The 26,008-nt window shown below is 61.6% G+C and carries 27 protein-coding genes; 20 read left to right on the top strand and 7 right to left on the bottom strand.

Going from position 1 to position 26,008, the window contains the following annotated elements:
- Nucleotides 1-29: 29 nt before the first annotated feature.
- The 3 genes from AB8A38_RS20270 to AB8A38_RS20260 form a co-directional block, all read right to left on the bottom strand.
- Complete coding sequence (locus AB8A38_RS20270) at nucleotides 30-1,520, bottom strand: NAD-dependent succinate-semialdehyde dehydrogenase (RefSeq protein ID WP_439087194.1); 1,491 nt, start codon at nucleotides 1,518-1,520, stop codon at nucleotides 30-32.
- A gap of 151 nt (nucleotides 1,521-1,671) precedes the next feature.
- Nucleotides 1,672-2,001 carry a hypothetical protein gene (locus AB8A38_RS20265; RefSeq protein WP_089263341.1) on the bottom strand — a complete coding sequence of 110 codons (330 nt, stop codon included), beginning with the start codon at nucleotides 1,999-2,001 and terminating at the stop codon, nucleotides 1,672-1,674.
- Nucleotides 2,002-2,082: 81 nt separating this feature from the next.
- Nucleotides 2,083-2,232: a hypothetical protein gene (locus AB8A38_RS20260; protein ID WP_439087193.1), complete on the bottom strand. Its 150-nt coding sequence runs from the start codon at nucleotides 2,230-2,232 to the stop codon at nucleotides 2,083-2,085.
- A 41-nt stretch (nucleotides 2,233-2,273) separates the two neighbouring features.
- Between AB8A38_RS20260 and AB8A38_RS20255 the strand changes: the two genes are divergently transcribed.
- On the top strand, nucleotides 2,274-3,458 hold the full coding sequence (locus AB8A38_RS20255) for a serine hydrolase domain-containing protein (protein ID WP_439087192.1): 1,185 nt from the start codon (nucleotides 2,274-2,276) through the stop codon (nucleotides 3,456-3,458).
- A 161-nt stretch (nucleotides 3,459-3,619) separates the two neighbouring features.
- Here the strand turns inward: AB8A38_RS20255 and AB8A38_RS20250 are convergent, their stop codons facing one another.
- Nucleotides 3,620-4,621: an adenosine kinase gene (locus AB8A38_RS20250; RefSeq protein WP_439087191.1), complete on the bottom strand. Its 1,002-nt coding sequence runs from the start codon at nucleotides 4,619-4,621 to the stop codon at nucleotides 3,620-3,622.
- 160 nt (nucleotides 4,622-4,781) lie between these two features.
- Between AB8A38_RS20250 and murJ the strand changes: the two genes are divergently transcribed.
- The 4 genes from murJ (at nucleotide 4,782) to AB8A38_RS20230 (ending at nucleotide 8,836) form a co-directional block, all read left to right on the top strand.
- A complete protein-coding gene (murJ, locus tag AB8A38_RS20245; RefSeq protein ID WP_439087190.1) occupies nucleotides 4,782-6,332 on the top strand; it encodes a murein biosynthesis integral membrane protein MurJ in 1,551 nt (516 codons plus the stop codon).
- 93 nt (nucleotides 6,333-6,425) lie between these two features.
- Nucleotides 6,426-7,478, top strand: coding sequence for a tryptophan--tRNA ligase (gene trpS / locus AB8A38_RS20240; RefSeq protein WP_439087189.1), 1,053 nt, complete (start codon nucleotides 6,426-6,428; stop codon nucleotides 7,476-7,478).
- Between the two features lie 157 nt (nucleotides 7,479-7,635).
- On the top strand, nucleotides 7,636-8,130 hold the full coding sequence (locus AB8A38_RS20235) for a universal stress protein (RefSeq protein ID WP_089263331.1): 495 nt from the start codon (nucleotides 7,636-7,638) through the stop codon (nucleotides 8,128-8,130).
- A gap of 136 nt (nucleotides 8,131-8,266) precedes the next feature.
- Nucleotides 8,267-8,836 carry a NifU family protein gene (locus AB8A38_RS20230; protein ID WP_120287600.1) on the top strand — a complete coding sequence of 190 codons (570 nt, stop codon included), beginning with the start codon at nucleotides 8,267-8,269 and terminating at the stop codon, nucleotides 8,834-8,836.
- Nucleotides 8,837-8,908: 72 nt separating this feature from the next.
- On the opposite strand, the gene AB8A38_RS20225 is transcribed toward AB8A38_RS20230, so the two are convergent.
- The gene (locus AB8A38_RS20225) at nucleotides 8,909-10,588 is read right to left on the bottom strand and encodes a methyl-accepting chemotaxis protein (RefSeq protein WP_439087188.1); all 1,680 of its coding nucleotides are present in this window, start codon (nucleotides 10,586-10,588) and stop codon (nucleotides 8,909-8,911) included.
- Between the two features lie 376 nt (nucleotides 10,589-10,964).
- On the opposite strand from AB8A38_RS20225, the gene tsaB reads away from it, so the two are divergent.
- The 11 genes from tsaB (at nucleotide 10,965) to AB8A38_RS20170 (ending at nucleotide 20,784) form a co-directional block, all read left to right on the top strand.
- Nucleotides 10,965-11,660, top strand: coding sequence for a tRNA (adenosine(37)-N6)-threonylcarbamoyltransferase complex dimerization subunit type 1 TsaB (gene tsaB / locus AB8A38_RS20220; protein WP_309941785.1), 696 nt, complete (start codon nucleotides 10,965-10,967; stop codon nucleotides 11,658-11,660).
- Nucleotides 11,660-12,145 carry a ribosomal protein S18-alanine N-acetyltransferase gene (gene rimI / locus AB8A38_RS20215; RefSeq protein ID WP_439088567.1) on the top strand — a complete coding sequence of 162 codons (486 nt, stop codon included), beginning with the start codon at nucleotides 11,660-11,662 and terminating at the stop codon, nucleotides 12,143-12,145. Before tsaB ends, rimI begins: the two co-directional genes overlap by 1 nt.
- A gap of 42 nt (nucleotides 12,146-12,187) precedes the next feature.
- Nucleotides 12,188-12,640: a Fur family transcriptional regulator gene (locus tag AB8A38_RS20210; protein ID WP_068730031.1), complete on the top strand. Its 453-nt coding sequence runs from the start codon at nucleotides 12,188-12,190 to the stop codon at nucleotides 12,638-12,640.
- A 13-nt stretch (nucleotides 12,641-12,653) separates the two neighbouring features.
- A complete protein-coding gene (locus AB8A38_RS20205; RefSeq protein ID WP_439087187.1) occupies nucleotides 12,654-13,358 on the top strand; it encodes an HAD family hydrolase in 705 nt (234 codons plus the stop codon).
- Nucleotides 13,359-13,462: 104 nt separating this feature from the next.
- Nucleotides 13,463-14,881, top strand: a complete 1,419-nt coding sequence (gene miaB / locus AB8A38_RS20200; RefSeq protein ID WP_439087186.1) for a tRNA (N6-isopentenyl adenosine(37)-C2)-methylthiotransferase MiaB — start codon at nucleotides 13,463-13,465, stop codon at nucleotides 14,879-14,881.
- A 4-nt stretch (nucleotides 14,882-14,885) separates the two neighbouring features.
- Entirely contained in the window at nucleotides 14,886-15,941 is a 1,056-nt protein-coding gene (locus AB8A38_RS20195; protein WP_068730036.1) for a PhoH family protein, read from the top strand.
- Between the two features lie 65 nt (nucleotides 15,942-16,006).
- Nucleotides 16,007-16,519 (top strand): rRNA maturation RNase YbeY, encoded by a 513-nt coding sequence (gene ybeY / locus AB8A38_RS20190; protein WP_068730038.1) that lies wholly within the window; start codon nucleotides 16,007-16,009, stop codon nucleotides 16,517-16,519.
- A gap of 1 nt (nucleotide 16,520) precedes the next feature.
- Entirely contained in the window at nucleotides 16,521-17,636 is a 1,116-nt protein-coding gene (locus AB8A38_RS20185; RefSeq protein WP_439087185.1) for a hemolysin family protein, read from the top strand.
- A complete protein-coding gene (gene lnt / locus AB8A38_RS20180; protein ID WP_439087184.1) occupies nucleotides 17,633-19,240 on the top strand; it encodes an apolipoprotein N-acyltransferase in 1,608 nt (535 codons plus the stop codon). Before AB8A38_RS20185 ends, lnt begins: the two co-directional genes overlap by 4 nt.
- 272 nt (nucleotides 19,241-19,512) lie before the next feature.
- The gene (locus AB8A38_RS20175; protein ID WP_068730045.1) at nucleotides 19,513-19,929 is read left to right on the top strand and encodes a helix-turn-helix domain-containing protein; all 417 of its coding nucleotides are present in this window, start codon (nucleotides 19,513-19,515) and stop codon (nucleotides 19,927-19,929) included.
- A 78-nt stretch (nucleotides 19,930-20,007) separates the two neighbouring features.
- Complete coding sequence (locus tag AB8A38_RS20170) at nucleotides 20,008-20,784, top strand: tRNA (guanine(46)-N(7))-methyltransferase TrmB (protein ID WP_439088566.1); 777 nt, start codon at nucleotides 20,008-20,010, stop codon at nucleotides 20,782-20,784.
- A 10-nt stretch (nucleotides 20,785-20,794) separates the two neighbouring features.
- Here AB8A38_RS20170 and AB8A38_RS20165 read toward each other — a convergent pair whose 3' ends face one another.
- Nucleotides 20,795-21,796, bottom strand: coding sequence for a 2-hydroxyacid dehydrogenase (locus AB8A38_RS20165; protein WP_120287607.1), 1,002 nt, complete (start codon nucleotides 21,794-21,796; stop codon nucleotides 20,795-20,797).
- A gap of 224 nt (nucleotides 21,797-22,020) precedes the next feature.
- On the opposite strand from AB8A38_RS20165, the gene AB8A38_RS20160 reads away from it, so the two are divergent.
- The gene (locus AB8A38_RS20160) at nucleotides 22,021-22,548 is read left to right on the top strand and encodes an SH3 domain-containing protein (RefSeq protein ID WP_315839833.1); all 528 of its coding nucleotides are present in this window, start codon (nucleotides 22,021-22,023) and stop codon (nucleotides 22,546-22,548) included.
- Nucleotides 22,549-22,568: 20 nt separating this feature from the next.
- Nucleotides 22,569-23,336 (top strand): SGNH/GDSL hydrolase family protein, encoded by a 768-nt coding sequence (locus AB8A38_RS20155; RefSeq protein WP_439087183.1) that lies wholly within the window; start codon nucleotides 22,569-22,571, stop codon nucleotides 23,334-23,336.
- A 22-nt stretch (nucleotides 23,337-23,358) separates the two neighbouring features.
- Here AB8A38_RS20155 and irrA read toward each other — a convergent pair whose 3' ends face one another.
- Complete coding sequence (irrA, locus tag AB8A38_RS20150; RefSeq protein WP_089263317.1) at nucleotides 23,359-23,847, bottom strand: iron response transcriptional regulator IrrA; 489 nt, start codon at nucleotides 23,845-23,847, stop codon at nucleotides 23,359-23,361.
- 308 nt (nucleotides 23,848-24,155) lie between these two features.
- Between irrA and fabA the strand changes: the two genes are divergently transcribed.
- The gene (fabA, locus tag AB8A38_RS20145) at nucleotides 24,156-24,695 is read left to right on the top strand and encodes a 3-hydroxyacyl-[acyl-carrier-protein] dehydratase FabA (protein ID WP_410001752.1); all 540 of its coding nucleotides are present in this window, start codon (nucleotides 24,156-24,158) and stop codon (nucleotides 24,693-24,695) included.
- Nucleotides 24,696-24,777: 82 nt separating this feature from the next.
- Nucleotides 24,778-26,004: a beta-ketoacyl-ACP synthase I gene (gene fabB, locus AB8A38_RS20140; protein WP_315839835.1), complete on the top strand. Its 1,227-nt coding sequence runs from the start codon at nucleotides 24,778-24,780 to the stop codon at nucleotides 26,002-26,004.
- Nucleotides 26,005-26,008: the final 4 nt, after the last annotated feature.

Below are 26,008 nucleotides of genomic sequence, written 5' to 3'. Positions count from 1 at the left end.
GAATTTTTAACTGGGTCGGAGGTGGCGCCTCAGATTCCCGACATCATGATGTATTTGATCTCGACATATTCCTCCATGCCGTGATGCGAACCTTCGCGGCCGAGGCCTGATTCCTTCACGCCGCCGAACGGAGCGACTTCGGTGGTGATCAGGCCGGTATTGACGCCGACCATGCCGGACTCCAGCGCTTCCGCGACACGCCAGACACGGCCGAGATCGCGCGAATAGAAGTACGATGCCAGACCGAACGGCGAGGCGTTGCACATGGCGATGACGTCGGCTTCGTCCTTAAAGCGGAACACCGGCGCCAGCGGACCGAAGGTTTCTTCCTGCGAGACCAGCGCATCCGGCTTCACATTGGCGAGCACCGTCGGCTCGAAGAACGTGCCGCCGAGCGCATGGCGCTTGCCGCCGGTGACGATCTTGGCGCCGCCCTTCACCGCGTCCGCGATGTGACGCTCGACCTTCTCGACGGCCTTCTCGTTGATCAGCGGACCCTGGGTGATGCCCTGTTCGGTGCCGTCGCCGACCTTCATCGCCGCGACCTTCTTCGACAGCTTCTCGACGAACTGGTCGTAGATGCCATCCTGCGCATAGAGGCGGTTGGCGCAGACGCAGGTCTGGCCCATGTTGCGATACTTCGACACAATCGCACCTTCGACGGCGGCATCGATGTCGGCATCGTCGAACACCACGAAGGGTGCGTTGCCGCCGAGTTCGAGGCCAAGCTTCTTCACGCCGACCGAAGCCTGCTTGTAGAGAATCTTGCCGACATTGGTGGAGCCGGTGAAGCCGACAAAGCGCACGGCGGGGTGTTCGCAGAGCACGAGGCCGATGGACGACGCATCGCCGGTGATGATGTTGAGCACGCCCTTCGGCACGCCGGCACGCTCGGCGAGTTCAGCCAGTGCGAGCGCCGACAGCGGCGTCTCGTTGGCGGGCTTCAGCACCACGGTGCAGCCGGCGGCCAGCGCCGGTGACACCTTGCGGGTGATCATGGAGTTCGGGAAATTCCAGGGGGTGATGGCGCCGCACACACCGATCGGCTGCTTGATGGCGAGGAGCCGGGCATCGGCACGCTGGGTCGGGATGGTCTCGCCATAGACGCGGCGGGCTTCCTCGGCGAAGAATTCGATATAGGCGGCGCCGATATCGACCTCGCCCAGCGCTTCGGCCAGCGGCTTGCCCTGCTCGGTGGTCAGGATCAGCGCGAGATCCTCGCGATTGGCGATGATCAGCTCGAACCACTTGCGCAGGATGTTGGAGCGCTGCTTGGCGGTGAACTTGGCCCAGGCCGGAAACGCCTTTTCGGCAGCCTCGACAGCCTCCGTCGCTTCCTTGGTGCTCATATTCGGCACCCTGGCGAGTTCGACGTCATTGACCGGGTTGGTGACCACCGTCTCGCCGGTGCCGACCCAGGCGCCGTCGATGTAGCACTTGTCGCGCAGCAGCGAGGGGTCCTTGAGGCGGTCGCGCAGCGAAGGGGCGGAAGATTGACGTGCAGCGGCGGTCGGTGACATGGGCGGTTCTCCTGCGGAAGTGTCGCGAACGTATAGCCGCGGACTTGTAGAGGAGTATAGGCCCGAAAGCGCCCCTTGGCAGCGAATGGCAGCTATCGCCCGCAGGGGGATTTAACGCCGAACTCAACGTCCGAGAACGTCGCAACCCCGATCAGGCCGCGCCGCGCATATAGGTCTCGCGCCGATCGATCATTCGCTCGAAAGCGATGCGGGCGTTGGCACGGGTGGTCGTGGAGAAGGTGCGGTATTCCAGCTCCGGCAGCATCGCGGCGTCGCTGCGACCGAACCAGGAAATAAACGATTTGGGCGGGGCCGAAATCTTCGCCAACGCCTGCGCCAGATTGTCGGCCGCATCGAAAGCGAAAAGGGCGCCGGTCTGCGCCACGCGAACCTCGAAAATTCCTGGACCGATCGGGGCCTCGATGCTCTCGCCACGGGAAGCGCGGGGGTAATGTTTCCAGTCGGTCCAGTTCGCGATCATCGTCGGTCTCCGCAGCTGTCACGCTGCACCTGTTACTCATGGTCTTACGGATTAGTGTCGGAAGGCGCTTTGACGTTCACGTCATTTTTTGAACACAGCTGCGCCAATTTCGTTCCAGGGCGCGTTAAACTCGCTCCCATGGCCGATATGGTTCCTCTCAAACGCCAAAACCAGCGCAAATGCAATCACATCCGCGAGACCGACGACCTCGCGCTCAAGTTGAATGTCCACGCCGGAAATCGGTAAGATCAAAGAAATCGGATAGGAAACGGATGTCAGTTCAAGTCGAGATTGACCGGCTTCTGCAGCAAGCCAGCGAAACAGGTGCGATTCCTGGTGCCGTGGCGATGGCTGCGACGCGGGACGAGATCATGTACCAAGGGGCGTTCGGCAAGCGCGACGCATCCAAGGATACCACCATCACACCGGACAGCGTGTTCTGGATCGCCTCCATGACCAAGGCGATCACGGCAGCTGCAGCGATGCAGCTGGTCGAGCAGGACAAATTGACGCTGGATGCACCGCTGGCGACCGTGCTTCAGGACCTCGCGGAGACGCAGGTGCTGGATGGCTTCGACAGTGAGGGCACGCCAAGGCTGCGTCCGCCGCGCCAGCCGATCACCCTGCGGCATCTGCTGACCCACACCGCCGGTTTCTGCTACGACATGTGGAACGGCGACATGGTGCGCTATCTCGAGACGACCGGCATTCCCCCGTTTCGGTCCGGACTGAACGCCGCCATGAAGGTGCCGATCATGCGCGATCCCGGGACCCGCTGGGAATACGGCACCAATATCGACTTCGTGGGCAAGGTCGTCGAGGCCGTCAGCGGCGAACGCCTTGACGCCTATTTCCAGAACCATTTGCTAGCGCCGCTTGGGATGAACGACACCGCCTTCGTGATTGGCGGCGACCAGCGCAAGCGCCTCGTTGCCATGCACAGCCGCGGCGCCGAGGGTGCACTGACCCCGATCCCGTTCGAGATCAAACAGGATCCGGAATTCTTCGCCGGTGGCGGGGGGCTCTATGGCACCGCCCCCGACTACATCAAGTTTACGCAAATGATGCTGAACAACGGGACCGGCAACGGCAATCGGATATTAGAGCCAGAGACCGTCGCGCTGATGAGCCAAAACCACATCGGCGAACTCAACATGACGCCGATGACCTCAGCAGTGCCGACCGCCAGCAACAATGTCGACTTCCTTCCGGGTATCGACAAGAAATACGGCCTCAGCTTCATGATCAATACGGCGCAGTCAGCCGAAGGCCGCAGCGCCGGCAGCCTCGCCTGGGCCGGCCTCGCCAACACCTATTACTGGATCGATCCCGCCCGAGATATCACCGGCGTCATCATGATGCAGGTGCTGCCGTTTGCGGATTCGACTTGTTTGAAGGTGTTTTCGGATTTCGAACGGGCGGTCTATGCGGGGGTCGGCGCGAAGAAGGCGGCGTGAGAGCCGCGATGCGCTGATCTCTCACCACGTCATGGCCGGGCTTGACCGGCCATCCACGACTTTCCTCTCTTGCCAAGACGTCGATGCCCGGCACATCTAGCGAAGCTCGCTTCGCGCTGGCCGGGCATGACGACAGAGAAGAAAGCCCAAGAAATGCAGCCTTAAACCGGCAACCCGTTCTTCCCCGCCAGGTCCTTCAGCGAAACCCGCGGACGCGCGCCGATATGCTGGATGACTTCAGCGGCGGCCATCGCGCCGAGCTTGCCGGCATTCTCATACCCGGCGTTGCGCACCAGGCCAAACAGGAAGCCCGCCGCGAACAGATCGCCCGCGCCGGTGGTATCGACGAGCTTCTCGATCTTGTGTGCAGGCACTGCAACGACACCGTCGCCCGATGTCACGACACAGCCCTTCTCACTGCGGGTGACGACGCCGAGCTTGGTGTCCTGGCCGAGTTGCTTGAGCGCCGCATCGAAATCCGTGGTTTCGTAGAGCGAGGTCAGCTCGGCCTCGTTCGCGAAGATAAGATCGACGGTGCCCGAACGCATCAGGTCGAGAAACTCGGCACGATAACGACCAACGCAGAAAGCGTCCGACAGCGTCAATGCGACCTGGCGCTTGGCGTCGTGGGCGATCTTCGAGGCCTTCACGAAGGCTTCCTTGGCGCTGGCGGGGTCCCACAGATAGCCTTCGAGATAGACGATCGACGAGGCAGCGACTGCCGCGGCGTCAATATCGTCGGGCGTCAGATCCTGCGCGGCACCGAGATAGGTGTTCATGGTGCGCTCGCCATCGGGCGTCACCAGGATGTAGGAACAGCCGGTGGCAGGACCGCCGGTGGCGGGTTTGGTGTCGAAGGCAACGCCGGCGGCACGGATGTCGTGGGTGTAGAGCGCGCCGATCTGATCGTCCTTGACCTTGCCGACATAGGCCGCGCGGGCGCCGAGGCTGGCGAGGCCGACGATGGTATTGGCGGCCGAACCGCCGGACATTTCAGTGGCAGGCCCCATCGCCTTGTAGATCGCGGTGGCGCGGGCTTCGTCGATCAGCGCCATGCCGCCCTTGGTCATCTCATGCGCGGCGAGAAATTTGTCGTCGGCCTGCACCAGCACGTCGAAAATCGCATTGCCGATTCCGAGCACGTCATATTTCGCTGAGGTCATTAAGAATATCCCGTTGCGGCAATTGCGATGAGGCTGAAAATCCGTTTCAACTCGTCTCGCGGTCGCCCAAGTTGAGCCGTCGGCAAAGGCCGGTTTGATGGCTGCAGCGACTATCACGTTCTGCCCCGCGCCAGCAAGGACAGCCCCTTACGATGGTTCTATGATCCGTTCCATCCTGACCGTTTCCACGGGCACTTTGACATCGCGGTTGCTTGGCTTTGCCCGCGACTCGATGGTCGCCGCGCTGCTCGGTGCAGGCCCGATCGCGGATGCTTTTCTGGTGGCGTTTCAATTGGTCAATGTGATCCGGCGGCTGCTCACCGAAGGCGCGCTGAATGCGGCGCTGATTCCGGCCTGGCTGCGCATCCAGACGACGCAGGGTGCCGTCGCAGCCGCAGCTTTTGCGGGTCGCGTGCTCGGCACCATCAGCGTTGCGCTGATCGTCGCCACGATCCTGATCGGCTTTGCGATGCCGCTCGTGATCGCACTGCTTGCCCCGGGTTTCGTCGGCCAGCCGACGCTGCAGCTCGCCGTCGACAATGCGCGTTTGATGCTGCCCTATCTCGCCTTCGCCGGCCCCGTCACTGTCATGATGGGCCTGCTGAACGCGCAACAACGCTTCGCGTTGACCGCATTTTCGCCGCTGCTCTTCAACATCGCCCTGATCGCCGTCATGACCCTACTGCTGGTATGGCGGCAGGAGCCAGGCACTGCCGCTATGGTCATGGCGGCCACTGTGGGCATTGCCGGGCTGCTGCAATTGCTGATGCTGATCTTGCGGAAATCTGGCGGCAATCTTGCGGCGCCTTTGCGGCTGTCGCTCGATGGCGAGATGCGCGGCTTCTTTCGCAAGGCGCTGCCCGGCATGGTCGCCAATTCCGGGCCGCAGCTTCTCATCGTCACCGGCGCAATTATCGCATCGACGACTCCGGCGGCCGTGTCGTGGCTATACTTTGCTAACCGCCTGATCGAACTGCCGCTCGGCATTGTCGGAACGGCCATGGGCGCTGTGCTTGTCCCCGCATTGACGCGCGCCGTGCGATCAGACGATCACGCAGCCATCGCGCAGGCGGAATCTCGCGGGTTTGAACTCGCGATCGGCATTGCATTGCCGGCTACGCTCGGATTGATGATATTGAGCCATCTCATCGTGCAGCTTCTGTTCCAACACGGCGCGTTCAGCGCGAGCGATACGACCTCGACTGCAAGCGCGCTGATATGGCTGGCTTTGGGCCTGCCCGCTCAGGTGCTCGTGAAAGCCTTGTCGCCCGCCTTCTTCGCACGCGAGGACACGACCACACCGCTGTTGGCAACGCTCATCGGCCTGCTCGTCGCGATCATCTCCGCACTGGTTTTGAGTAAGCCATTCGGTGCGAGCGGCATCGCTGCGGCGATCGCGCTGGCGGCGTGGAGCAGCGCGGCCTTCTTGATCGTCCGGAGCGCAGCAGCTTTCGGCTTCTCACTCGACCATGATGCAAGACGCCGCTTGCCGATCATCATCTTGTCCTCGCTGGTCATGGGGGGGCTGCTATGGCTCACCACGCATATTGTCTTGCCCTGGACGGTGCAGGCCCACAGCCTGGTACGAGCGAGCCTGCTGGGCCTCCTGATTGCTTCCGGACTGGCAATCTACGCAGCACTGCTCACGCTCACCGGCGCAGTGCGCTGGGCCGAGGTCCGCGGCGCCCTCAGGAAGGCACCTGCCATCTAGCCACGGTCACATTGGCAATGGACGCCGCCCGGCGCCTATGGCAAGTCACGCCCCTTGGCCCGCATTCCACCACGGGCGCACAGGAACTAGACGATGGCTTTTACTCAACGGGTTTTTTCGGGCGTACAGCCGACAGGCAATCTGCACCTCGGCAACTATCTCGGCGCGATCGTGAATTTCGTCAAACTGCAGGAGACGCATAATTGCATCTACTGCGTGGTCGATATGCATGCCGTCACCGTGCCGATTTCCGTGTGGGGCGGCCCGGATGAATTGCGCCGCAATACCCGTGAAGTGACTGCGGCCTTCATCGCCTCGGGCATCGATCCGAAAAAGCAGATCATCTTCAACCAGAGCCAGGTGTCCGGCCATGCCGAGCTGGCCTGGATCTTCAACTGCGTCGCCCGCCTCGGCTGGCTGAACCGCATGACCCAATTCAAGGAAAAGGCTGGCAAGGACCGCGAAAACGCGTCCGTGGGTCTCTATGATTATCCGGTGCTGATGGCTGCGGACATTCTGCTGTATCGCGCCACGCACGTTCCGGTCGGCGAGGACCAGAAGCAGCATCTCGAACTGTGCCGCGACATCTCGCAGAAGTTCAACAACGACTTCTCCGAGTCCATTGCTGCGCAGGGCCACGAGGGTCCCTACTTCCCGATGCCCGAGCCTGTCATCACTGGTCCGGCGACGCGGGTGATGAGCCTGCGCGACGGCACCAAGAAGATGTCGAAGTCGGACGCGTCGGACAATTCGCGCATCAACCTTACGGATGATGCGGACACCATCGCGCAGAAGATCCGCAAGGCGAAGACCGATCCGGAACCGTTGCCGTCGGAAGAGAAGGGCCTCGAGCCGCGTCCCGAGGCCGACAATCTCGTCGGTATCTATGCCGCACTGTCCAACCGGTCGAAGGCTGACATTCTCACAGAATTCGGCGGCGCGCAGTTTTCCGGCTTCAAATCGAGCCTCGTCGATCTCGCTGTCGAAAAACTGTCGCCTATCGCCGGCGAGATGAAGCGGCTGACGACATCCGATCTGACCTATGTCGATCAGGTTCTGGCCGATGGCGGTGAACGCGCAGGTGTCATCGCTGCCGAAACCATCAAGTCCGTGAAGGACATCATCGGCTTCGTCCACAAGCGGTAATTTTCGCTACCGCATTCCTTTTCTCCGCCACAATCGACGCGACGCAAGTCATCCTTGCGTCGCGCTTGTCGAACGCCGCTGCGCCGTGGCAGCATGACACGATTGCCAAGCCGCTCACATTCTGGCGCATCAGACGCGCCACAGCATCGGGACATGCATGAGCACCCAGCGACGTAGTTATGAGAGCGGCCACAAGCCGAAATGCCTCGTGGTCGTCGATGACAGCGAGGAATGGGATCGCGCAGTATATTACGCCAGTCGCTGGGCCATTCGTGTCGGTGGCGGCGTGGTAATGCTGCGCATCATCGACACTGAAGATCGCAACCAGCAATGGCTCGGCGTTGCCGACGTCATGAAGGCCGAAGCCGAAGAAGGCGCCAATGCCGCGCTGGACCGCGCCTCGGGCCGCGCCAATGGCATCGCCGCCATCACCCCTGAACGCGTGATCCGCGAGGGTGATCCCACCGAGCAAATCCTCGACGTAATCGACAAGGACGTCGACATTTCCATGCTGGTGCTGGCTGCCTCGGCCGGCGCGGAAGGCCCCGGCCCGATCGTCACCATGATGGCCAAGCTGGTCGGCTCGTTTCCGGTGCCGGTCGTCATCGTGTCGGGCGCCCTGAGCGACCTCGACATCGACGCCCTGTCGTAACCACCCTTTCGGACGGCTAAGGGACTGCGAAATAGGCCGAATTCGGCGATTTCGCGCCTTGATCGTGCGTTTTTCGTCGCCATCTGCTAGGGGATACTCACGCGCCGGCCTTGAACCGGCGACGCAGGAGAGACCGATGTTCATCCAGACCGAAGCTACCCCCAATCCCGCAACGCTGAAGTTCATTCCCGGCCGCGACGTGCTCGACAGCGGCACCATGGAATTCACCTCGCCGGAAGCGGCCACGCGTTCGCCGCTGGCCGAAAAACTGTTCGCCGTGAAGGGCGTCACCAGCGTATTCTACGGCTCCGACTTCGTCACCGTGACCAAGGACGACAGCGACTGGCAGCACCTCAAGCCGGCGATCCTCGGCGCGATCATGGAGCACTACATGTCCGGCGCGCCGCTGATGGCCGACGGCAGCGTGAAGGGCGACGTGATCTCCGACGACGAGGCCGAATTCTTCAACGAGGAAGACGCCGAGACGGTCGATACGATCAAGGACCTGATCGAGACCCGCGTCCGCCCCGCCGTGGCCAATGACGGCGGCGACATTACTTTCCGCGGCTTCAAGGACGGCATCGTCTATCTGAACATGAAGGGGTCGTGCGCCGGCTGCCCGTCATCGACAGCGACCCTGCAGCACGGCATCCAGAACCTGCTGAAGCACTTCGTGCCGGACGTTGTAGAAGTCCGCCCGATGTAAGTTCGGTCGCACCGCGACACCTCAATGCCCGGGACAATCCCGGGCATTTTCGTTTCTGGAACTGGCCTCCCCTTAGCGACCGATGCTTGCGGCTTCTTCTGCGGCGCGCTGCATGCTCGATGACATCTCGTTCGTCACCGTGCTCTGCTCTTCGACGGCAGCCGCCGTTGCGGTGACATATTCGCTGACGTTCTGGATTTCCTGCTTGATCGCGTTCAGCGCATCGACCACATCGCTCGAAATGCCATTGAGGCTGCCGATCTCGCTGGCGATCTTATCGGTCGCCTGCTTGGCCTGGTTGGCCAGATTTTTCACCTCCGATGCAACGACCGCAAAGCCACGACCGGCTTCGCCGGCACGCGCCGATTCGATGGTGGCATTCAGCGCCAACAAGTTGATTTGTCCGGTGATGTTGCCAATCAGCTCGACGATCCCGCTCATCGCCTGCGCTGCCGTGCTGAGACGCTGCGCTTGATCGTCCGCCAACTCGACCTTGCCCACGGCAGACATCGCCGTGGTCTTTGATTTCATCATCGCTTCAGAGATTTCGCGCACCGACGCGTTCAGTTCCTCGGCGCCGGCGGCGACCGATTCCATCATCGCCCGCACGCGTTCGCTCTTCATGCGCGCGATCACCTGCGCCGTGGTGTCGGTGGCATACTTCACGACCTTGTAGGGCTTGCCATTGAGGTCGAGGATCGGATTGTACGAAGCCTGTATCCAGACTTGTTTGCCGCCCTTACCGATCCGCTGGTACTCCGCCGCCTGATAGTTACCCCGCTTGAGCGCCGCCCAGAATTCGCGATAGTCCGCACCGTCGCGCTCATTCGGCACAACGAACATACTGTGGTGCTTGCCCTGTATTTCCGAGAGCGCGTAGCCGAGCACGCTCAGAAAATTCTCGTTGGCGCTGAGAACGATGCCATCCATGCTAAATTCGATCACGGCCTGCGACTTGCCGATGGCCTCGATCTGACCTGAGAAATTCGCCGTGCGCAGCTTCTGTTCGGTAACGTCTGACGCGAACTTGACTACCTTGATTGGCCGGCCTGTCTCATCAAGGATTGGATTGTAGGTCGCGAGAATCCAGACCTCTTTGCCGTTCTTGCCGATCCGCTTGTATTCGGCGGCCTGATATTCACCACGATTGAGGCTGGCCCAGAATTCGCGATAGGCCGCGCCGTCGCGAGTTGCAGAATCGACAAACATGCTGTGATGTTTGCCTTCGATTTCCGCGAGATTGTAACCCATGACATTCAAGAATAAGTCATTGGCCGTGACAATCGTCCCATCGAGCTTGAACTCGATGACAGCCTGCGAACGACCGATGGCTGCGATCTTGCCGGCATCGTCCATACTGCGGATTTTCACTGCAGTTGTATCCATGGCAAACTTGACGATTTTCAGGGGCTTGCCATCATTCCCCAGGATCGGGTTGTAGGAACCCTGGATCCAGACCTCCTTGCCACCTTTGCCGAGACGCTTGAACTCGCCGGCCTGGTACTCGCCGCGATTGAGGTTATTCCAGAACGCGCGATATTCCGCGCTGCTCTTCATTTCCGGCGTCACGAACATGCTGTGGTTCTTGCCGACGATTTCTTCCAGCGTATATCCAAGGGCGGACAGAAAGTTTGGATTGGCTCCGAGGATCGTGCCGTCAGCGCTGAACTCGATCACGGCTTGCGATTTTTTGATCGCTGCCGCCAGGGCCCGCCCCTCGCGCGCCTCTGAACTGCTCAACCAATGCAGCATCGGATCGCCTCCCATAAATATAATCGTATCCAAAAAATTAGACGAATAATTTCAGCCCGCATGAAAGCCACACGCATCCGCGAAATGTCGCTTCCAAACGGTATGCTTATCTCATCGATCTCCGAAGAATTTATTAAGTGAAGCTTTTAACCAGAGTGAAACTGAAGCTGTTCCACGAGCCCATTTCGCTCACGGGAACTTTTGTGGTCTCGCTATCGTATCTTGTGAAATATCTTTATGAGAAAGCGAGTAGTGGATGCACGCCAAAGCTGCCGCCCTCTCCGGCAGCAAAGCGAATCACAGCACCATTGCGCGTGGAGCGATATTCTGCGAGTGGCAGGCGCAAACCCTCGCAAGCCGTGGTAGCGTCTCTTTTATGTTGATCCTTGCCATTGATACCGCCCTCGATGCCTGCGCCGCAGCCATCCTCGACACCCGCACCAGCAAGCTCATTGCGCATGAGTCCATGCCGATGAAGCGCGGACATGCCGAGGCGCTGATGCCGTTGCTCGGGCGCGTCATGGCGGGCTCTGGCATCGCCTTCGCCGACCTCGACCGCATTGCCGTCACCACTGGTCCGGGCAGCTTTACCGGCCTGCGCGTTGGCCTGGCGGCGGCGCGCGGCATTGGCCTGGCGGCGAGCAAGCCTGTGGTCGGCATCACCACACTGACGGCCTATGCGGCACCCGTCGTCAGTGAGAACATGGATGCGCCTGTCATCGCCGCCATCGATGCGCGGCATGACCATGTCTATTTCCAGGTCGTCAGCGGTAACGGCACCTCGCTGGTGCGGCCGGGCGTCATCCCCATCGACGAGGCCCTTGAGGCCGTGCAGTTCGGCGCACCGTATCTGGTCGGCAATGCCGCAGAGATCCTGGCCGCGCGTTGGCCGTCCGATGCGCCGGCGCCGTTGCGCGTCGACATGCAACCCGCTCCCGAAATCTCATGGGTGGCATGGCTTGGCGCCGCGGTGAATCCGGAAACCGCGCTGGCGCGTCCCTACTATCTGCGCGCCCCTGATGCCAAGCCGCAAAGCAGCCTGATGCAGCAGGCCGCACTAGCCGCATCATGATGCCGGCCTGGTTGCTGCGCCTGTTCAGCCGCGGCAACGCGGTGGTCGAGCCCGCGACATTGCGCGACGCGCGACAACTTGCGCGGTTGCATGCCGCGTCCTTCCATCGCGGTTGGGGTGCCGGGGAGTTCGAACAGATGCTGCGCGAACAAAACACCCTCGTGCATCGGCTGAAACTGCGCGGCCACCTCATCGGCTTCGCGGTCTCGCGAATCGCGGCCGACGAAGCCGAGATTCTCTCCATCGCCGTATCGGCCGGTTATCGCGGCCGCGGCCTGTCGCGCGATCTATTTCTCACCCATCTCGGTCATCTGGCCGGTCGCGGCGTGCGTACCGTGTTCCTCGAAGTCGAGGAAAACAATCTACCGGCGCGGCGGCTTTATGACAGAACCGGCTTCGCAGTCGCGGGACGCCGGGAACGTTACTACAAGGAAGCGGATGGAGCGGAATTGAATGCGCTGGTGATGCGGCGCGACTTGTCCTGACGCCTGCGGAGTGGCAAAAGAAGCCACGATGGGACCCGGATCATGACTGCACTGAAATCATCTGCGATGAAGTCTGCTGGTATCGAGGCGCGCTGCGCCGCGACCGGCATGCGCATGACGGAACAGCGCCGCGTGATTGCGCGCGTTCTGGCGGAAGCCGACGATCATCCCGATGTCGAGGAACTGTATCGCCGCTGCGTTGCGGTGGATGACAAGATCTCGATCTCGACGGTGTATCGCACGGTGAAGCTGTTCGAAGACGCCGGCATCATCGAGCGTCACGATTTTCGCGAAGGCCGCGCGCGCTACGAGACGATGCGTGACAGCCATCACGACCATCTGATCAACTTGCGTGACGGGACCGTCATCGAATTCACGTCTGAAGAGATCGAGAAATTGCAGGCTGAAGTCGCCGCGAAGCTCGGTTACAAGCTGGTCGATCACCGGCTGGAGCTGTACTGCGTGCCGCTCGACGAGGACAAAACCACCAAGTGAGCGAATCAACCAAGTGAGTTCAGTTTCTTCGCGCTTCGATCTCGTCATCTTCGATTGTGACGGCGTGCTCGTCGACAGTGAGTCCCTCGCCTGCGTCGTCCACGCGGATGTCCTGACCCAGTTCGGTTATCCCATCACCGCCGATCAGGTGCATGAGCGTTTCCTCGGCCGGTCCGCGCGCGAGGCGCGCCTGGAAGTCGAGACCGAGCTCGGCCGCGTGCTGCCCGATGACTACACCGCGACGCTGAAAGCCACGATCGACGAGGTGTTAGGCGCGAAGCTGCAGCCGATCCCGCATATCGCCGAGACACTCGCAATATTGTCACAGCCGGTTTGCGTAGCGTCCTCGGGCACACCGACACGCATTCGCAGCAGCCTCACTACGACCGGGCTGCTCGATCGTTTCGATCCGCATGTGTTTTCCGCTCTGCAGGTCGAGCGCGGCAAGCCGCAGCCCGATCTGTTTCTGTTTGCCGCCGCGCAAATGAATGCCGCACCCGAGCGCTGCGTGGTGATCGAGGACAGCATTCCCGGCGTTACGGCGGGCGTCGCCGCCGGCATGACCGTGTTCGGCTATCACGGCGGCGGCCATTGCAGCCCAGCCACCGCGGCAGCCCTGACGGCCGCTGGAGCCCATCTTGTATTCGACGATATGCGGCAGCTCCCTGGCCTGGTGGTCAGGGGCGCACTGGCTGGCGAGCCCGTCGGCCTCGCCTAAGCCATTGCGAGCACTTATATTTTGCAGAAATGCTGGATTTTTCGAGCGTTAGCCTATAATTGAGCGCTGCGCAGCAAGCGCATTTCCAGCCCATTACAGGTTCCATGACCGCGCCGCGTAAGCTGCATATCAAATCCTACGGCTGCCAGATGAACGTCTACGATGCCCAGCGCATGATGGACACGCTGGCGCCGGAAGGCTTCGTCGAGACGGCCAATGTCGGCGACGCGGATCTGGTGATCCTCAACACCTGCCACATCCGCGAGAAGGCGTCCGAGAAGGTCTATTCGGAGCTCGGCAAGCTGCGCGTCGCCAAGGCGGAAGCCGCGCAGGCCGGACGCAAGATGAACGTGGTCGTCGCCGGCTGCGTCGCGCAGGCCGAAGGCAACGAAATCATTCGCCGCGCCCCCGTTGTCGATGTCGTGGTCGGGCCGCAGAGCTATCACAACCTGCCGGCGCTGCTGAAACAGGCGAAAGCCGGTGGCCGCGCGCTCGACACTGAATTTCCCATCGAGGACAAGTTCGGCTTCCTGCCGCCGCCGAAGCCGGCAGCGATTCGTGCCCGCGGCATTTCCTCTTTCGTTACCGTGCAGGAAGGCTGCGACAAGTTCTGCACCTTCTGCGTCGTGCCCTACACCCGCGGCTCCGAAGTCTCGCGCCCGGTGGCGAAGATCATCGACGACGTGCAGCGGCTCGCCGATAACGGCGTGCGCGAGATCACGCTGATCGGGCAGAACGTCAACGGCTATCACGGCGAGGGTCCCGACGGCCGCCCGTGGGCGCTGGGCACGCTGCTCTATCGCCTCGCCGAGATTCCCGGTATCGCCCGGCTGCGCTATTCGACCAGCCATCCCCGCGATGTCGAGGACACGCTGATCGCGGCGCATCGCGATTTGCCGGAGCTGATGCCGTTCGTGCATCTGCCCGTCCAGTCCGGTTCCGACCGCATTCTGGCGGCCATGAACCGCAAACATACAGCCGAAGATTATCGCCGCGTCATCGATCGTTTTCGCGACGCGCGGCAAGACATTGCTTTTACTTCTGATTTCATCGTGGGCTTCCCGGGCGAGACCGAGGAAGATTTTGCAGCCACGCTCGCGCTCGTCACACAAATCGGATACGCTGGCGCTTATTCGTTCAAGTATTCGCCGCGTCCGGGAACGCCGGCCGCGGATTTGCAGGAGACGGTGTCACAGGCTGACATGGACGAGCGATTGGTGCGGCTTCAGAACCTGATCGACAGCCAGCAATCGGCCTTCAACGCGGCCACGATTGGACGCACTGTGGATGTGCTGTTCGAACGCCCCGCGCGCAATCCCGGCCAGATCGTCGGGCGTACCGCTTACCTGCAGCCAGCCCATGTGATGGCCTCCGACGACATCATCGGCCAGGTGCTTCCGGTCACCATTGAGAGCCTGGAGCGCTACAGCCTGCTCGGCAGCCTCACATCACCTCCAGTTGCCAGTTCTCCAGTACCACCAGTGTTGCAGCCAGTCCGTTCTCACACCGTCACGGGAGCCTGAATTCTTGGCCAAAAGCGCATCGGATTCGTCTACGCTCGCTGTTCGTAAACTCGATACTCCACCGCAGGCCGAGACGCAGGTCGTCATCGACTTTGATGACAACCGGGCGGCCTCTTCGCTGGTCGGGCCTTATGGCCAGAACCTCGCGATCATCGAACGCCGGCTGAATGTCGTCGTCGATTCCCGCGGCAACCACATCACCCTCACCGGTACCCGCGACGCCTGCGATGCCGCACGGCGCGTCCTCGAAACGCTCTATGCGCAAGCGGTGCAGGGCCATGACCTTGCCCCCGGCGATGTCGAAGGCACGATCCGCGCGACGCTGGCACAAGGCACGCTGTTTCCGTTCGATCCCAAGGGATCGAAAGCAGCCGCCTCGAATTTCGACACCATCAATCTGCGCAAGCGCCCGGTGCGTGCCCGCACCGCGACGCAGGACGCCTATATCCGCGCGCTGAGAAGCAACGAGCTGGTGTTCGGCATCGGCCCCGCCGGTACCGGCAAGACCTGGCTTGCGGTTGCGCAGGCGGCGATGCTGTTCGAGCGCAAGGAGGTCGATCGCATCATCCTGTCGCGTCCCGCGGTGGAAGCAGGCGAACGGCTCGGCTTCCTGCCCGGCGATATGCGCGAGAAGGTCGATCCCTATCTGCGCCCTATCTATGACGCATTGTATGACCTGATGGACGGGCGCATTGTCGAACGCGCGTTGCAGACCGGCGAAATCGAAATCGCGCCGCTTGCGTTCATGCGCGGTCGCACGCTGACCAATGCCGCAATCATTCTCGACGAAGCGCAGAACACCACCTCAATGCAGATGAAGATGTTTCTGACGCGTCTCGGCGAGAACAGCCGCATGATCATCACCGGCGATCCCTCGCAGGTCGACTTGCCCAATGGCCAGACCTCGGGTCTCGCCGAAGCCGCGCGTCTGCTCGATGGCGTGCAGGGCATTTCGCAGGTGAAATTCACCGGCGAGGACGTCGTCCGCCATGAACTCGTGGCCCGCATCGTCGCCGCTTACGAAGGAACGCCGCAGAAGGCGGTCGCTACAAAGACCTGATGACACACTCATACGCTGACGACGGACCCGGGATCGGGTCCGTTCGCGAAAGAAGTTCGATACCGATGCCGACCTATTCATCTCCCGCGACAGAGGTTCTTGTTGTCGCCGATTGCTGGTCCGCGGAGGCCGATGCCGACGCCGTGATCCACCGCGCCATCGAAGCCGCCGCTGCCATGGTCGATACCGACACGGCCGACGCCGAACTCGCCATCATGCTCACCGACGATGCGGGCATCCGTACGCTGAACCAGAACTGGCGCGGCATCGACAAGCCGACCAACGTCCTGTCATTCCCGGCGCTGCAGCCACCCGAAGGCGCGGACGAGCCCGATGATATGCCGCGCATGCTGGGCGACATCGCGATCGCCTATGAGACCACGCGCCGCGAGGCTGACGAGGAAGATAAGACCTTCACCAATCATCTCAGCCATCTCGCCATTCACGGTTTTCTGCATCTGGTCGGTTACGACCATGAGAAGGACGACGAGGCCGAAGAGATGGAAGCGCTGGAGCGCGAGATCCTGGCGACACTTGGAATCCCAGACCCCTATGCAGATCAGGATCGGGTGACCTGAGATGCCGGACGGCGACACTAGAAACGATCATTCGAAAACCTCAAGCAATCTGCCTGCGGTGGTTCACGACGGCGAGGTCATGCGCCCAACGTCGGAGACCTGGCTGACCCGCGCGATCCGCTCGCTGTTCGGCTGGAAGCCGGGCTCGGTGCGTGCCGACCTGCAAGTCGTGCTCGACGCCTCCGCGCCGGACGAGACCGGCTTCTCCACCATCGAGCGCACGATGCTGCGCAATATTCTGGGGCTCAACGAGCGCCGCATCGCCGACGTCATGGTGCATCGCGCCGATATTATCGCGGTGAAGCAGGACATCTCGCTCGGCGAATTGATGGGCCTGTTTGAGAGCGCGGCGCATTCGCGCCTGGTTGTATTCAACGAAACTCTCGACGATCCCGTCGGCATCGTCCATATCCGCGACCTGCTGGCATACATGACCGTGAAGGCGCGCAACGTCGTGCCGTCGACGACCAAGAAGAAGAAAGTGTTTCCCGCCGGCCTCGACCTGCGTTCGGTCGATCTGGCGCAGAGCGTCGTCGAGACCGGCATCATCCGCAAGCTGCTCTACGTGCCGCCATCGATGCGCGCGATCGATCTGCTCGCGCAAATGCAGGCAGCACGCATCCATCTCGCACTCGTTGTCGACGAATATGGCGGCACCGACGGCCTCGTCTCTATCGAGGACATCGTCGAGCAGATCGTCGGCGAGATCGATGACGAACACGACAGCGACGAGCCGCCATCCATTGTCAGGCAAGGCGACAGCTTCATCGCCGATGCACGTGCCAGCCTCGATGACGTGCGTGCCATGATCGGCGAAGAATTCGAGACCGGCGAAGACGGCGAGGAAGTCGAGACACTCGGCGGCTATCTCGTCACCCATGTCGGACGGCTGCCCGTGCGCGGCGAAGTGATTTCCGGCCCTGGTAATTTCGAGATCGAAGTGCTCGATGCCGATCCGCGTCGCGTCAAGCGATTGCGCGTCGGGCCTCGCAAGGAGCGGCCTGCGCCGCGCACCCGCGAGCCGCGCCGCCGCGATACGACGTCGGACACCGGCGCAGCACCTTCCAATGACAATGTGAATACGCCTCCGTCAGGCGACAGCGCGGGAACGCCGTGACATCACGTAGCCTGCGCTCGATCGCACTCAGCATCATTCTCGCATGGGGTTGGAAGCGCGCAGGCATCGCGCTGCTGGCCGGCGCGGTGTCGTCGCTGGCAATGGCGCCGTTCAATGCCTGGCCGGTGCTGTTCTTCACCTTCCCGATCGTCGTCTGGCTGATCGATGGCGCTGCCGCAGGCAAGATGCGCGGCATTCCAGCCGCCGCCATGGCCGGCTGGTGGTTCGGCTTCGGCTATTTCGTGCCGGGCCTATACTGGATCGGCTACGCTTTCCTCGTCGACGCGCAGACCTTCGCATGGCTGTTGCCCGCCGCGATCTGCGGCCTGCCCGCCTATCTCGCGCTGTTCACCGCGATCGGTTTCGCACTGGCGCGTCTGCTCTGGACCAAGGACGCCAGCCGCATCTTCGCGCTCGCGGCGAGTCTCACGATCGGCGAATGGCTGCGCGGCCACGTGCTGACGGGCTTTCCCTGGAATGCGTTCGGCTATGCACTCACCGAACCGCTCGCGCTGGCGCAGAGCGCGTCGTTGATCGGCCTGTGGGGACTGACATTTGTCACCGTCGCGATCTTTGCATCGCCTGCGGTTCTGATCGACGGCCGTTCGCGCACGCAGCGGCCATGGCTGGCGCCGGCGCTTGCGCTGGTGCTGCTCGTCGTGATGGGCGCCTATGGCATGGCCCGGCTATCGCGCACCCCGACGCAACTGGTTGCCAATGTGAAGCTGCGCATCATGCAGCCGAATCTGTCGCAGGACACGCGCTTCAACTATTCCGCCAAGGCGGATGTCATGAGCAGATATCTTGCGCTATCGGACCGCGCGACTGGTCCGCAGAATTCAGGCGTTGGCGCAGCCAACATTCTGATCTGGCCGGAATCCGCATTCCCGTTCTTCCTGTCGCGCGAACCCGACGCGATGGCGCAGATCGCCAATCTGCTGCCGAAGGGCACCGTGCTGGTTACGGGCGCGGTGCGACCGCCCGATGCGCCGCTCGGTGTGCGCATTACGCAGGCCTATAATTCCATTTATGTGATCGATCACGACGGCAGCATCCTGTCGACCTACGACAAACTTCATCTGGTGCCGTTCGGCGAGTATCTGCCGTTCCAGAGCTTCATGGAGAAGATCGGCTTCCAGCAATTGACCAAAGTCCATGGCGGCTTCATTCCCGGCACCCGTCGGAAGCCGATGGACATTCCCGGCGCACCGCGCATGCTGCCGCTGATCTGCTACGAGGCGGTTTTCCCAGACGATATCACCACGCGTAACGATCGGCCGGGCTGGATCGTCAATCTCACCAATGATGGCTGGTTCGGGATTTCCACGGGGCCCTATCAGCACCTGCAGCAGAGCCGCGTCCGCGCCATCGAGGAAGGCCTGCCGCTGGTTCGCGCTGCGAACACCGGCATTTCCGTCGTGGTCGACCCTGTCGGCCGCGTGATCGCGCGGCTCGATCTCGGTGTCGAAGGCGTGCTGGATTCGGGATTGCCGGTGGCCATTTTGCCGACGGTCTATTCGAAAATCGGCGATATTCCCGCCGCGATGTTCGTTGCACTCGCGATCATTTTCGCTGTTCGGCGGCGTACGCCGGCACGCCACTAGCGCGAGACTTGAAGCATTTGATATAGTTGGCGAGCCCGCTTTCGCCGCCTACCGAACAACCGTCCCGATGTGATTGCTTTTTAAGCTAGCTTTGTTAGCTTTATTTCTCACCTATTGAGAAATAAAGGTGCAGTGGCTTAAATTTTCCGCTTAGGAAAATTTGCGCGGTTGTTATAATCCACTAGGATACCTTTGGTTACAACCGAAGCCGACCTAATGACGGATTGCCACGCATGATCCGTCTCCCTTGATGTGATCCAGGAGTAATTGAGATGTCGACGAAAGCGCCCAATCCTGTTGACAAATATGTCGGCAGCCGTGTGCGCATGCGGCGCATTATGCTCGGCATGAGTCAGGAAAAGCTGGGCGAGGCCCTTGGTCTGACGTTTCAACAAGTTCAGAAATACGAGAAGGGCACCAACCGCGTCGGCGCCAGCCGGCTGCAGCAGATTTCGGAAATCCTGCAGGTCCCCGTCTCGTTCCTGTTCGAAGGCGGCCCCGGTGCGATCCATAATGGCGAAGGCTTCGCTGAAGCGTCCTCGCCTGCCTATGTCTCCGACTTCCTCGCCACCTCCGAAGGCCTCGCTCTGACCCGCGCCTTCACGCGCATCACCGATGCCAAGCTCCGCCGCAGCATCGTCGACCTGGTCGAGCAGATCGCTTCGCGCGAAGCCCCGGATCAGCGCTAAAATCACGGTACTTTCAACGGAAAAACGTCATCGCGCCTGATGGCGCCGATGGCGTTTCGGCTGTATCACTCGCGCGCGATGACCACAGCCGATTCCGACAATAACGATCACGACGACCCCGCTGACGCGGGTGCGTCCACGCATGCCGAGAGCGGCTACTATACCGGCTCGTTCTTCGGGCGCCGCAAGGGCCACAAGCTGCGCGATCATCAGGCCGACCTGATGGCGACGCGGTTGCCCGCACTCACCGTCGACATCGCGCATCCCGCGCCTGACGATATTCGCACGCTGTTCGGCACAGACGTCGAGACCGTGCGTCTGGAAATCGGCTTCGGCAGCGGCGAACATCTGGTCGCGGAAGCGCTGGCGCATCCACATATCGGCTTCATCGGCTGCGAGCCCTATATCAACGGCATGGCGAAGATTCTGACGCAGATCGAAGCGCAGAACATCGGCAATATCCGCCTCGTCGCCGGCGACGCCGCCGAACTTCTCACATGGGCACCGGCGCAATCGCTGTCACGCATCGACCTAATCCATCCGGATCCATGGCCGAAGAAGCGTCACTGGAAGCGCCGCTTCGTGCAGGACGCAACATTGGCTGCGATGGCGCGCGTGCTGAAACCCTCAGGCGAATTTCGTTTCGTGCATGACATTCCGGATTACGTCGCGTGGACACTCTGGCATGTCTCGCGATCGCCGGATTTCACCTGGACTGCAGAGCGCGCCGTTGACTGGCGTCTGCCATGGCCGAACTACACCATGACGCGCTACGGCCGCAAAGCCACGCGTGAGGGCCGCATTGCGGCCTATCTCATCTTCAAGCTGATCTCGGAAGATAAGAGGCGAGCGTAAGCGCTTCGCCTCACAGCATGTTCGGAAGCACACGATCCGGCGGCTTGTGGTTATCGAGGAAGGCGCGGATGTTGATGATGACCTTCTCGCCCATCTCGACTCGGCCTTCTATCGTCGCCGAGCCCATATGCGGCAGCAGCACGACCTTGCCGGCGCGCGCGAGCCGCACCAGTTTCGGACTCACCGCGGGCTCATGTTCAAACACGTCGAGCGCGGCACCGGCAATGTCGCCCGACTCGATCAGCTTGATCATCGTCTCTTCGTCGATCACCTCGCCGCGCGCGGTGTTGACGATATAGGCGTCCTTGCGGATCAGCTTGAGACGACGTGCTGACAACAGGTGGAACGTCGCCGGCGTATGCGGACAGTTCACCGAGATGATGTCCATGCGCGCCAGCATCTGGTCGAGCGAATCCCAATAGGTCGCACCGAGTTCTTCGGCGATTTTCGGCGCGACGGGTTTGCGGTTGTGATAGTGGATTTGCAGTCCGAAGGCCCGGGCGCGCCGCGCCACAGCCTGGCCGATGCGGCCCATGCCGATGATGCCGAGCCGCTTGCCGCCGAGCCGCTTGCCCAGCATCCAGGTCGGCGACCAGCCCTGCCAGTCCTTGCCCTCGGTCAGGATCGAGGCACCCTCGATCAGCCGGCGCGGTACCGCGAGAATCATCGACATGGTCATGTCGGCGGTGTCTTCAGTGAGCACCTTCGGCGTATTGGTGACGGTGATGCCGCGGGCATGGGCGGCGGTGACGTCAATATTATCGACGCCGTTGCCAAAATTGGCGATCAGCCTGAGCTTGCAGTCGGGATGCTCGAGCAGTTCCTTGGTGATTTCGTCGGTGACGGTTGGCACCAGCACATCGGCAGTGCGGGTCGCTTCAGCGAGTTGCTCGGGCGTCAGAGGCGTGTCGTCGAGATTGATGTGCGCATCGAACAGTTCGCGCATGCGGGTCTCGATCGAGTCCGGCAGCTTGCGCGTGACGATGACGAGAGGCTTTTTCTTGACCGACATGTCCTGCTCACTCGCGCTTTGGCTAATCCGTTCAGTCCGCATTAACCCGGTTGTTCGAAACTGCCGCAGCCGCGAATTCACCGTTTCCTCGGGTTCCCCGACACCCTTTTTGGTGCCTTGGCCTTCGGTCCTCTCTAGCAGAAGACCGAGCCAAAACAAGAACCCAGCGGGCGCGTGCGGCGCGGCGATAGTTGCGTTCTTTGGATTGGGTTGAGGTGGGGTTGATGGCGTTCCGGCAGTTTGCGTGTGCGGTGTTGGCGATGGTTACCCTGATCGCGACAGCAATCGATCCGGTTCTCGCTGCCAAGGATACGCCGCTGGGCGCCAGCGGCCTGCCGGTGCCGCGCTACGTCAGCCTCAAGTCGGATCACGTCAATGTCCGCGCCGGCCCCACCAAGGACAACGATGTCGCCTGGGTCTATACTCGCTCCGGCCTGCCGGTGGAGATCACCGCCGAATATGAGAACTGGCGCCGCGTCCGCGATTCCGAGGGCGCCGAGGGCTGGGTTTATCACTCGTTGCTGTCCGGCCGCCGCACCGCGGTCGTGACCATGAAATCCAAAGACGAACTCGCCTCAATCTATGACAATCCGGATGCGACCAGCGCTGTTGTGGCCCGGCTGCAGGCCGGCGTTGTGGCGCAGGTGAAGCGCTGCAACAATGGCTGGTGCCGTGTGATTGGCAACGGTTTCGACGGCTGGATCGAACAGCAGCGGCTATGGGGCGTTTACGCCGACGAGAAGGTGAACTGAGCACATCCGGCATCAGGAGCTTGGCCTGCGCCGGCGCACTGATCGGCGCTGCAGCGCTGTCATGGTCCGGCCCCGCCCAATCCGCCACTGAGACGTGCCTGGCTGTGGATCAGCGACTGTCTGGTGATGCGACCCTTCCGCGCACCGTGGCTGCGTTCAAAACCGGTGGCCCGCTCAAGATCGTCGCCATGGGCTCGTCATCGACGCTCGGCCTGTGGCAATCCGACCCCGCCAAAACCTATCCCGGCATGCTGCAGAGCGAGCTGCAGCACCTGAAGCCGGAACTGCGGCTGGAGGTCATCAATAGCGGCCGGAACGCCGACACGATCCCGGGCAATATCGTCCGCTTCGACCGCGATGTGCTGGCGCATCGCCCGGATCTGGTGATCTGGCAGATCGGCACCAATGACGTGACCTGGCTGCAAAGCGCGGACAGCCTGACCAGCAGGATCGTCGAGGGCATCCGCCTGCTGAAGGCTGACGGGGCCGACGTGATCCTGATGGATCAGCAATACGCGCCGGTCATTCTCGCATCGCAATATTCCAGGATGCAGGCGAGCATAGCTGAAGCCGCCCGGCAGGAACGCGTGCCGCTGTTCTCGCGCTTCGAGCTGATGCGCCGTGCAGTGGACGCAGGGCTCTCCATGGGCGCGCTGACGGCCTGGGACGGACTACACAATTCCGCAGCCGGCTACGAATGCACCGGCCGCGCCCTCGCCCGCGCGATCGTGGCGACGGCTGTAGCTGGCGAGCAAACGCCGCCGAAACCGGTTCGACGGCGCAAATAACTTCAGAATTTGGATAAAGCCGTTAGCGCTTTTTGCGCAGACGAACGACCATGTCGATGCGGCTGATCTCGAAGCCCTCGGGAACTTCCGGCATCTTGGTCAGCACGAGGTTCTGGTCCGGAATATCGACCAGCTCGTGGTTGTTCTCGAGATAGTAGTGGTGATGCGAGGTCACGTTGGTATCGAAATAGGTCTTCGTACCATCGACGCTGACCTGACGAAGCAGGCCGGAATCCGTGAGCTGATTGAGCGTATTGTAGACGGTTGCCAGCGACACCGGCACCTTGGCGAGGGTCGCTTCCTCATAGAGCATTTCCGCAGTGAGATGGCGGGCGCCCTTGCCAAACAGCAGCCAGCCCAGCGCCATGCGCTGACGGGTGGGACGCAGACCGACCGACTGCAGCATCTCGTTGACGTCATGCCACGGGCAACCAGTCAAAGCCGGCTGGCGGCCATGATTGATTTCCGCAACCGCAGCTGCGTCATCCAGAACTGAAACGCTGTCGCTCATATCCACGTCAGTAATCCTGCCGTTCACACTCAAAAAGAACACTGAATTAGCCTTCTATTATAGAAAGGCGGAGCCTCAGATGCAAGGTTTTCGCAACTAGGAGCCATGCATCAGAAGGGATGCTTCCGCAGTGCATCGCAACATGGTCAATATCCCGCCAAAAGCAGGCGATCCGGCGCTTTGCCGCCCCCCTAAGCCTATGATAGAGAGCGCCGAGCCGGGGCGAGTTCCCGTGTCATTTGGAACAATTCTATATGTGGCGACTCGACCCGGGTAGCCACCACCATCGATGGACCCAGAAAGCCGGCATGATCCAGGAACAACGCAACAGCTACGCATATGAAGACCTGCTGGCCTGCGGCCGCGGCGAGCTGTTCGGACCCGGCAACGCGCAATTGCCGCTGCCGCCGATGCTGATGTTCGACCGCATCACCGAGATCACGGCTGATGGCGGCGAATTCGGCAAGGGTCTCGTGCGCGCTGAACTCGACGTCAATTCGGACCTCTGGTTCTTTGCCTGCCACTTCAAGGGCGATCCGGTCATGCCGGGCTGCCTCGGCCTGGACGCCATGTGGCAGATGGTCGGGTTCTTTCTGGGCTGGTCGGGTGGCATCGGTCCCGGACGTGCGCTCGGGCTGAGCGAGCTGAAGTTTTCCGGTCAGGTTCTCCCGAACATCAAGAAGGTCGTGTACACCATCGATATCAAACGGGTGATGCGTTCAAAATTGTGGTTGGGGATTGCTGACGGCTCGCTTTCGGCCGATGGCGAGATTATCTATCGCGCCAAGGACCTGAAGGTCGGCCTGTTCAAGCAGGAAGCACCTGCCGCATTGCAGCCGGGAACGTAATTTACCGGGTGCCATTCAACGGCGGTCTCCGAGGGGGCGACCGCCAGTTCCACAACAACGTAATTCAAAGGGCGAGGCGATCATGAGGCGGGTTGTCGTCACGGGGATGGGCATTGTCTCATCTATCGGAAACAACACTCAAGAAGTGCTTGCGAGCCTCCATGAGGCAAAGTCGGGCATTACGCGCGCCGACAAATATGCAGAGCTCGGTTTCCGTTCGCAGGTGCAAGGCGCACCGACCATCAATCCGGCCGATGTGATCGACCGCCGCGCGATGCGGTTCCTCGGCGAAGGCGCCGCATGGAATCACATCGCCATGGAACAGGCGATCCAGGACTCCGGCCTCGAAGAGGCCGATATCTCCAACGAACGCACCGGCATCATCATGGGCTCGGGCGGGCCTTCCGCACGCACCATCGTCGAAGCCGCGGACATCACGCGAACGAAGGGGCCAAAGCGCGTTGGCCCGTTCGCGGTGCCGAAGGCGATGTCCTCGACGGCATCCGCCACGCTCGCGACCTGGTTCAAGATCAAGGGCGTGAACTATTCGATCTCCTCCGCCTGCGCGACCTCGAACCACTGCATCGGCAATGCCTATGAGATGATCCAGTGGGGCAAGCAGGACGTCGTGTTTGCTGGCGGCTGCGAGGAACTCGACTGGTCGCTCTCGGTGCTGTTCGACGCCATGGGTGCGATGTCATCGAAGTATAACGACACACCCTCCACCGCTTCGCGTCCCTATGACGTCAGTCGCGACGGCTTTGTCATCGCCGGCGGCGCCGGCGTTGTCGTGGTCGAAGAACTCGAACACGCAAAAGCACGCGGCGCCAAGATCTACGGCGAAATCATTGGCTACGGCGCCACCTCGGACGGTTACGACATGGTCGCCCCGTCGGGCGAAGGCGCAGAGCGTTGCATGAAGATGGCGCTGGCCACCACTGGCGGCATCAAGATTGACTACATCAACCCGCATGCGACCTCGACGCCGGCCGGCGACCCGCCGGAAATGCAGGCGATCCGCAACGTGTTCGGTACCGGCGAGAAATGCCCGCCAATTTCGGCGACCAAGGCCCTCACCGGCCACTCGCTCGGCGCCACGGGCGTGCAGGAAGCAATCTACTCGCTGCTGATGATGCAGAACGGGTTTATCTGCGAGAGCGGCAACATCACCGAACTCGATCCGGTGTTCGCCGACATGCCGATCGTGCGCAAGCGCATCGACAATGTGAAGGTCGGCACCGTGCTGTCGAATTCCTTCGGCTTCGGCGGCACCAACGCCACGCTGGTCTTCAAGCGGATGGATGCATAACGCG

The organism is Tardiphaga sp. 839_C3_N1_4, assembly GCF_051811045.1.
Classification (GTDB): domain Bacteria; phylum Pseudomonadota; class Alphaproteobacteria; order Rhizobiales; family Xanthobacteraceae; genus Tardiphaga.
The sequence above is the reverse complement of the archived record's forward strand: the minus strand, read 5'-3'. Positions and strand labels throughout refer to the sequence as shown.

Bases quoted from the DNA above. Each gene is read 5' to 3' on its own strand.
- AB8A38_RS20270 (WP_439087194.1), bottom strand. From the start codon at position 1,520: ATGTCACCGACCGCCGCTGCACGTCAATCTTCCGCCCCTTCGCTGCGC.
- AB8A38_RS20265 (WP_089263341.1), bottom strand. From the start codon at position 2,001: ATGATCGCGAACTGGACCGACTGGAAACATTACCCCCGCGCTTCCCGT.
- AB8A38_RS20255 (WP_439087192.1), top strand. From the start codon at position 2,274: ATGTCAGTTCAAGTCGAGATTGACCGGCTTCTGCAGCAAGCCAGCGAA.
- AB8A38_RS20250 (WP_439087191.1), bottom strand. From the start codon at position 4,621: ATGACCTCAGCGAAATATGACGTGCTCGGAATCGGCAATGCGATTTTC.
- murJ (WP_439087190.1), top strand. From the start codon at position 4,782: ATGATCCGTTCCATCCTGACCGTTTCCACGGGCACTTTGACATCGCGG.
- trpS (WP_439087189.1), top strand. From the start codon at position 6,426: ATGGCTTTTACTCAACGGGTTTTTTCGGGCGTACAGCCGACAGGCAAT.
- AB8A38_RS20235 (WP_089263331.1), top strand. From the start codon at position 7,636: ATGAGCACCCAGCGACGTAGTTATGAGAGCGGCCACAAGCCGAAATGC.
- AB8A38_RS20230 (WP_120287600.1), top strand. From the start codon at position 8,267: ATGTTCATCCAGACCGAAGCTACCCCCAATCCCGCAACGCTGAAGTTC.
- AB8A38_RS20225 (WP_439087188.1), bottom strand. From the start codon at position 10,588: ATGCTGCATTGGTTGAGCAGTTCAGAGGCGCGCGAGGGGCGGGCCCTG.
- tsaB (WP_309941785.1), top strand. From the start codon at position 10,965: ATGTTGATCCTTGCCATTGATACCGCCCTCGATGCCTGCGCCGCAGCC.
- rimI (WP_439088567.1), top strand. From the start codon at position 11,660: ATGCCGGCCTGGTTGCTGCGCCTGTTCAGCCGCGGCAACGCGGTGGTC.
- AB8A38_RS20210 (WP_068730031.1), top strand. From the start codon at position 12,188: ATGACTGCACTGAAATCATCTGCGATGAAGTCTGCTGGTATCGAGGCG.
- miaB (WP_439087186.1), top strand. From the start codon at position 13,463: ATGACCGCGCCGCGTAAGCTGCATATCAAATCCTACGGCTGCCAGATG.
- ybeY (WP_068730038.1), top strand. From the start codon at position 16,007: ATGCCGACCTATTCATCTCCCGCGACAGAGGTTCTTGTTGTCGCCGAT.
- AB8A38_RS20185 (WP_439087185.1), top strand. From the start codon at position 16,521: ATGCCGGACGGCGACACTAGAAACGATCATTCGAAAACCTCAAGCAAT.
- AB8A38_RS20175 (WP_068730045.1), top strand. From the start codon at position 19,513: ATGTCGACGAAAGCGCCCAATCCTGTTGACAAATATGTCGGCAGCCGT.
- AB8A38_RS20170 (WP_439088566.1), top strand. From the start codon at position 20,008: ATGACCACAGCCGATTCCGACAATAACGATCACGACGACCCCGCTGAC.
- AB8A38_RS20165 (WP_120287607.1), bottom strand. From the start codon at position 21,796: ATGTCGGTCAAGAAAAAGCCTCTCGTCATCGTCACGCGCAAGCTGCCG.
- AB8A38_RS20160 (WP_315839833.1), top strand. From the start codon at position 22,021: ATGGCGTTCCGGCAGTTTGCGTGTGCGGTGTTGGCGATGGTTACCCTG.
- irrA (WP_089263317.1), bottom strand. From the start codon at position 23,847: ATGAGCGACAGCGTTTCAGTTCTGGATGACGCAGCTGCGGTTGCGGAA.
- fabA (WP_410001752.1), top strand. From the start codon at position 24,156: ATGATCCAGGAACAACGCAACAGCTACGCATATGAAGACCTGCTGGCC.
- fabB (WP_315839835.1), top strand. From the start codon at position 24,778: ATGAGGCGGGTTGTCGTCACGGGGATGGGCATTGTCTCATCTATCGGA.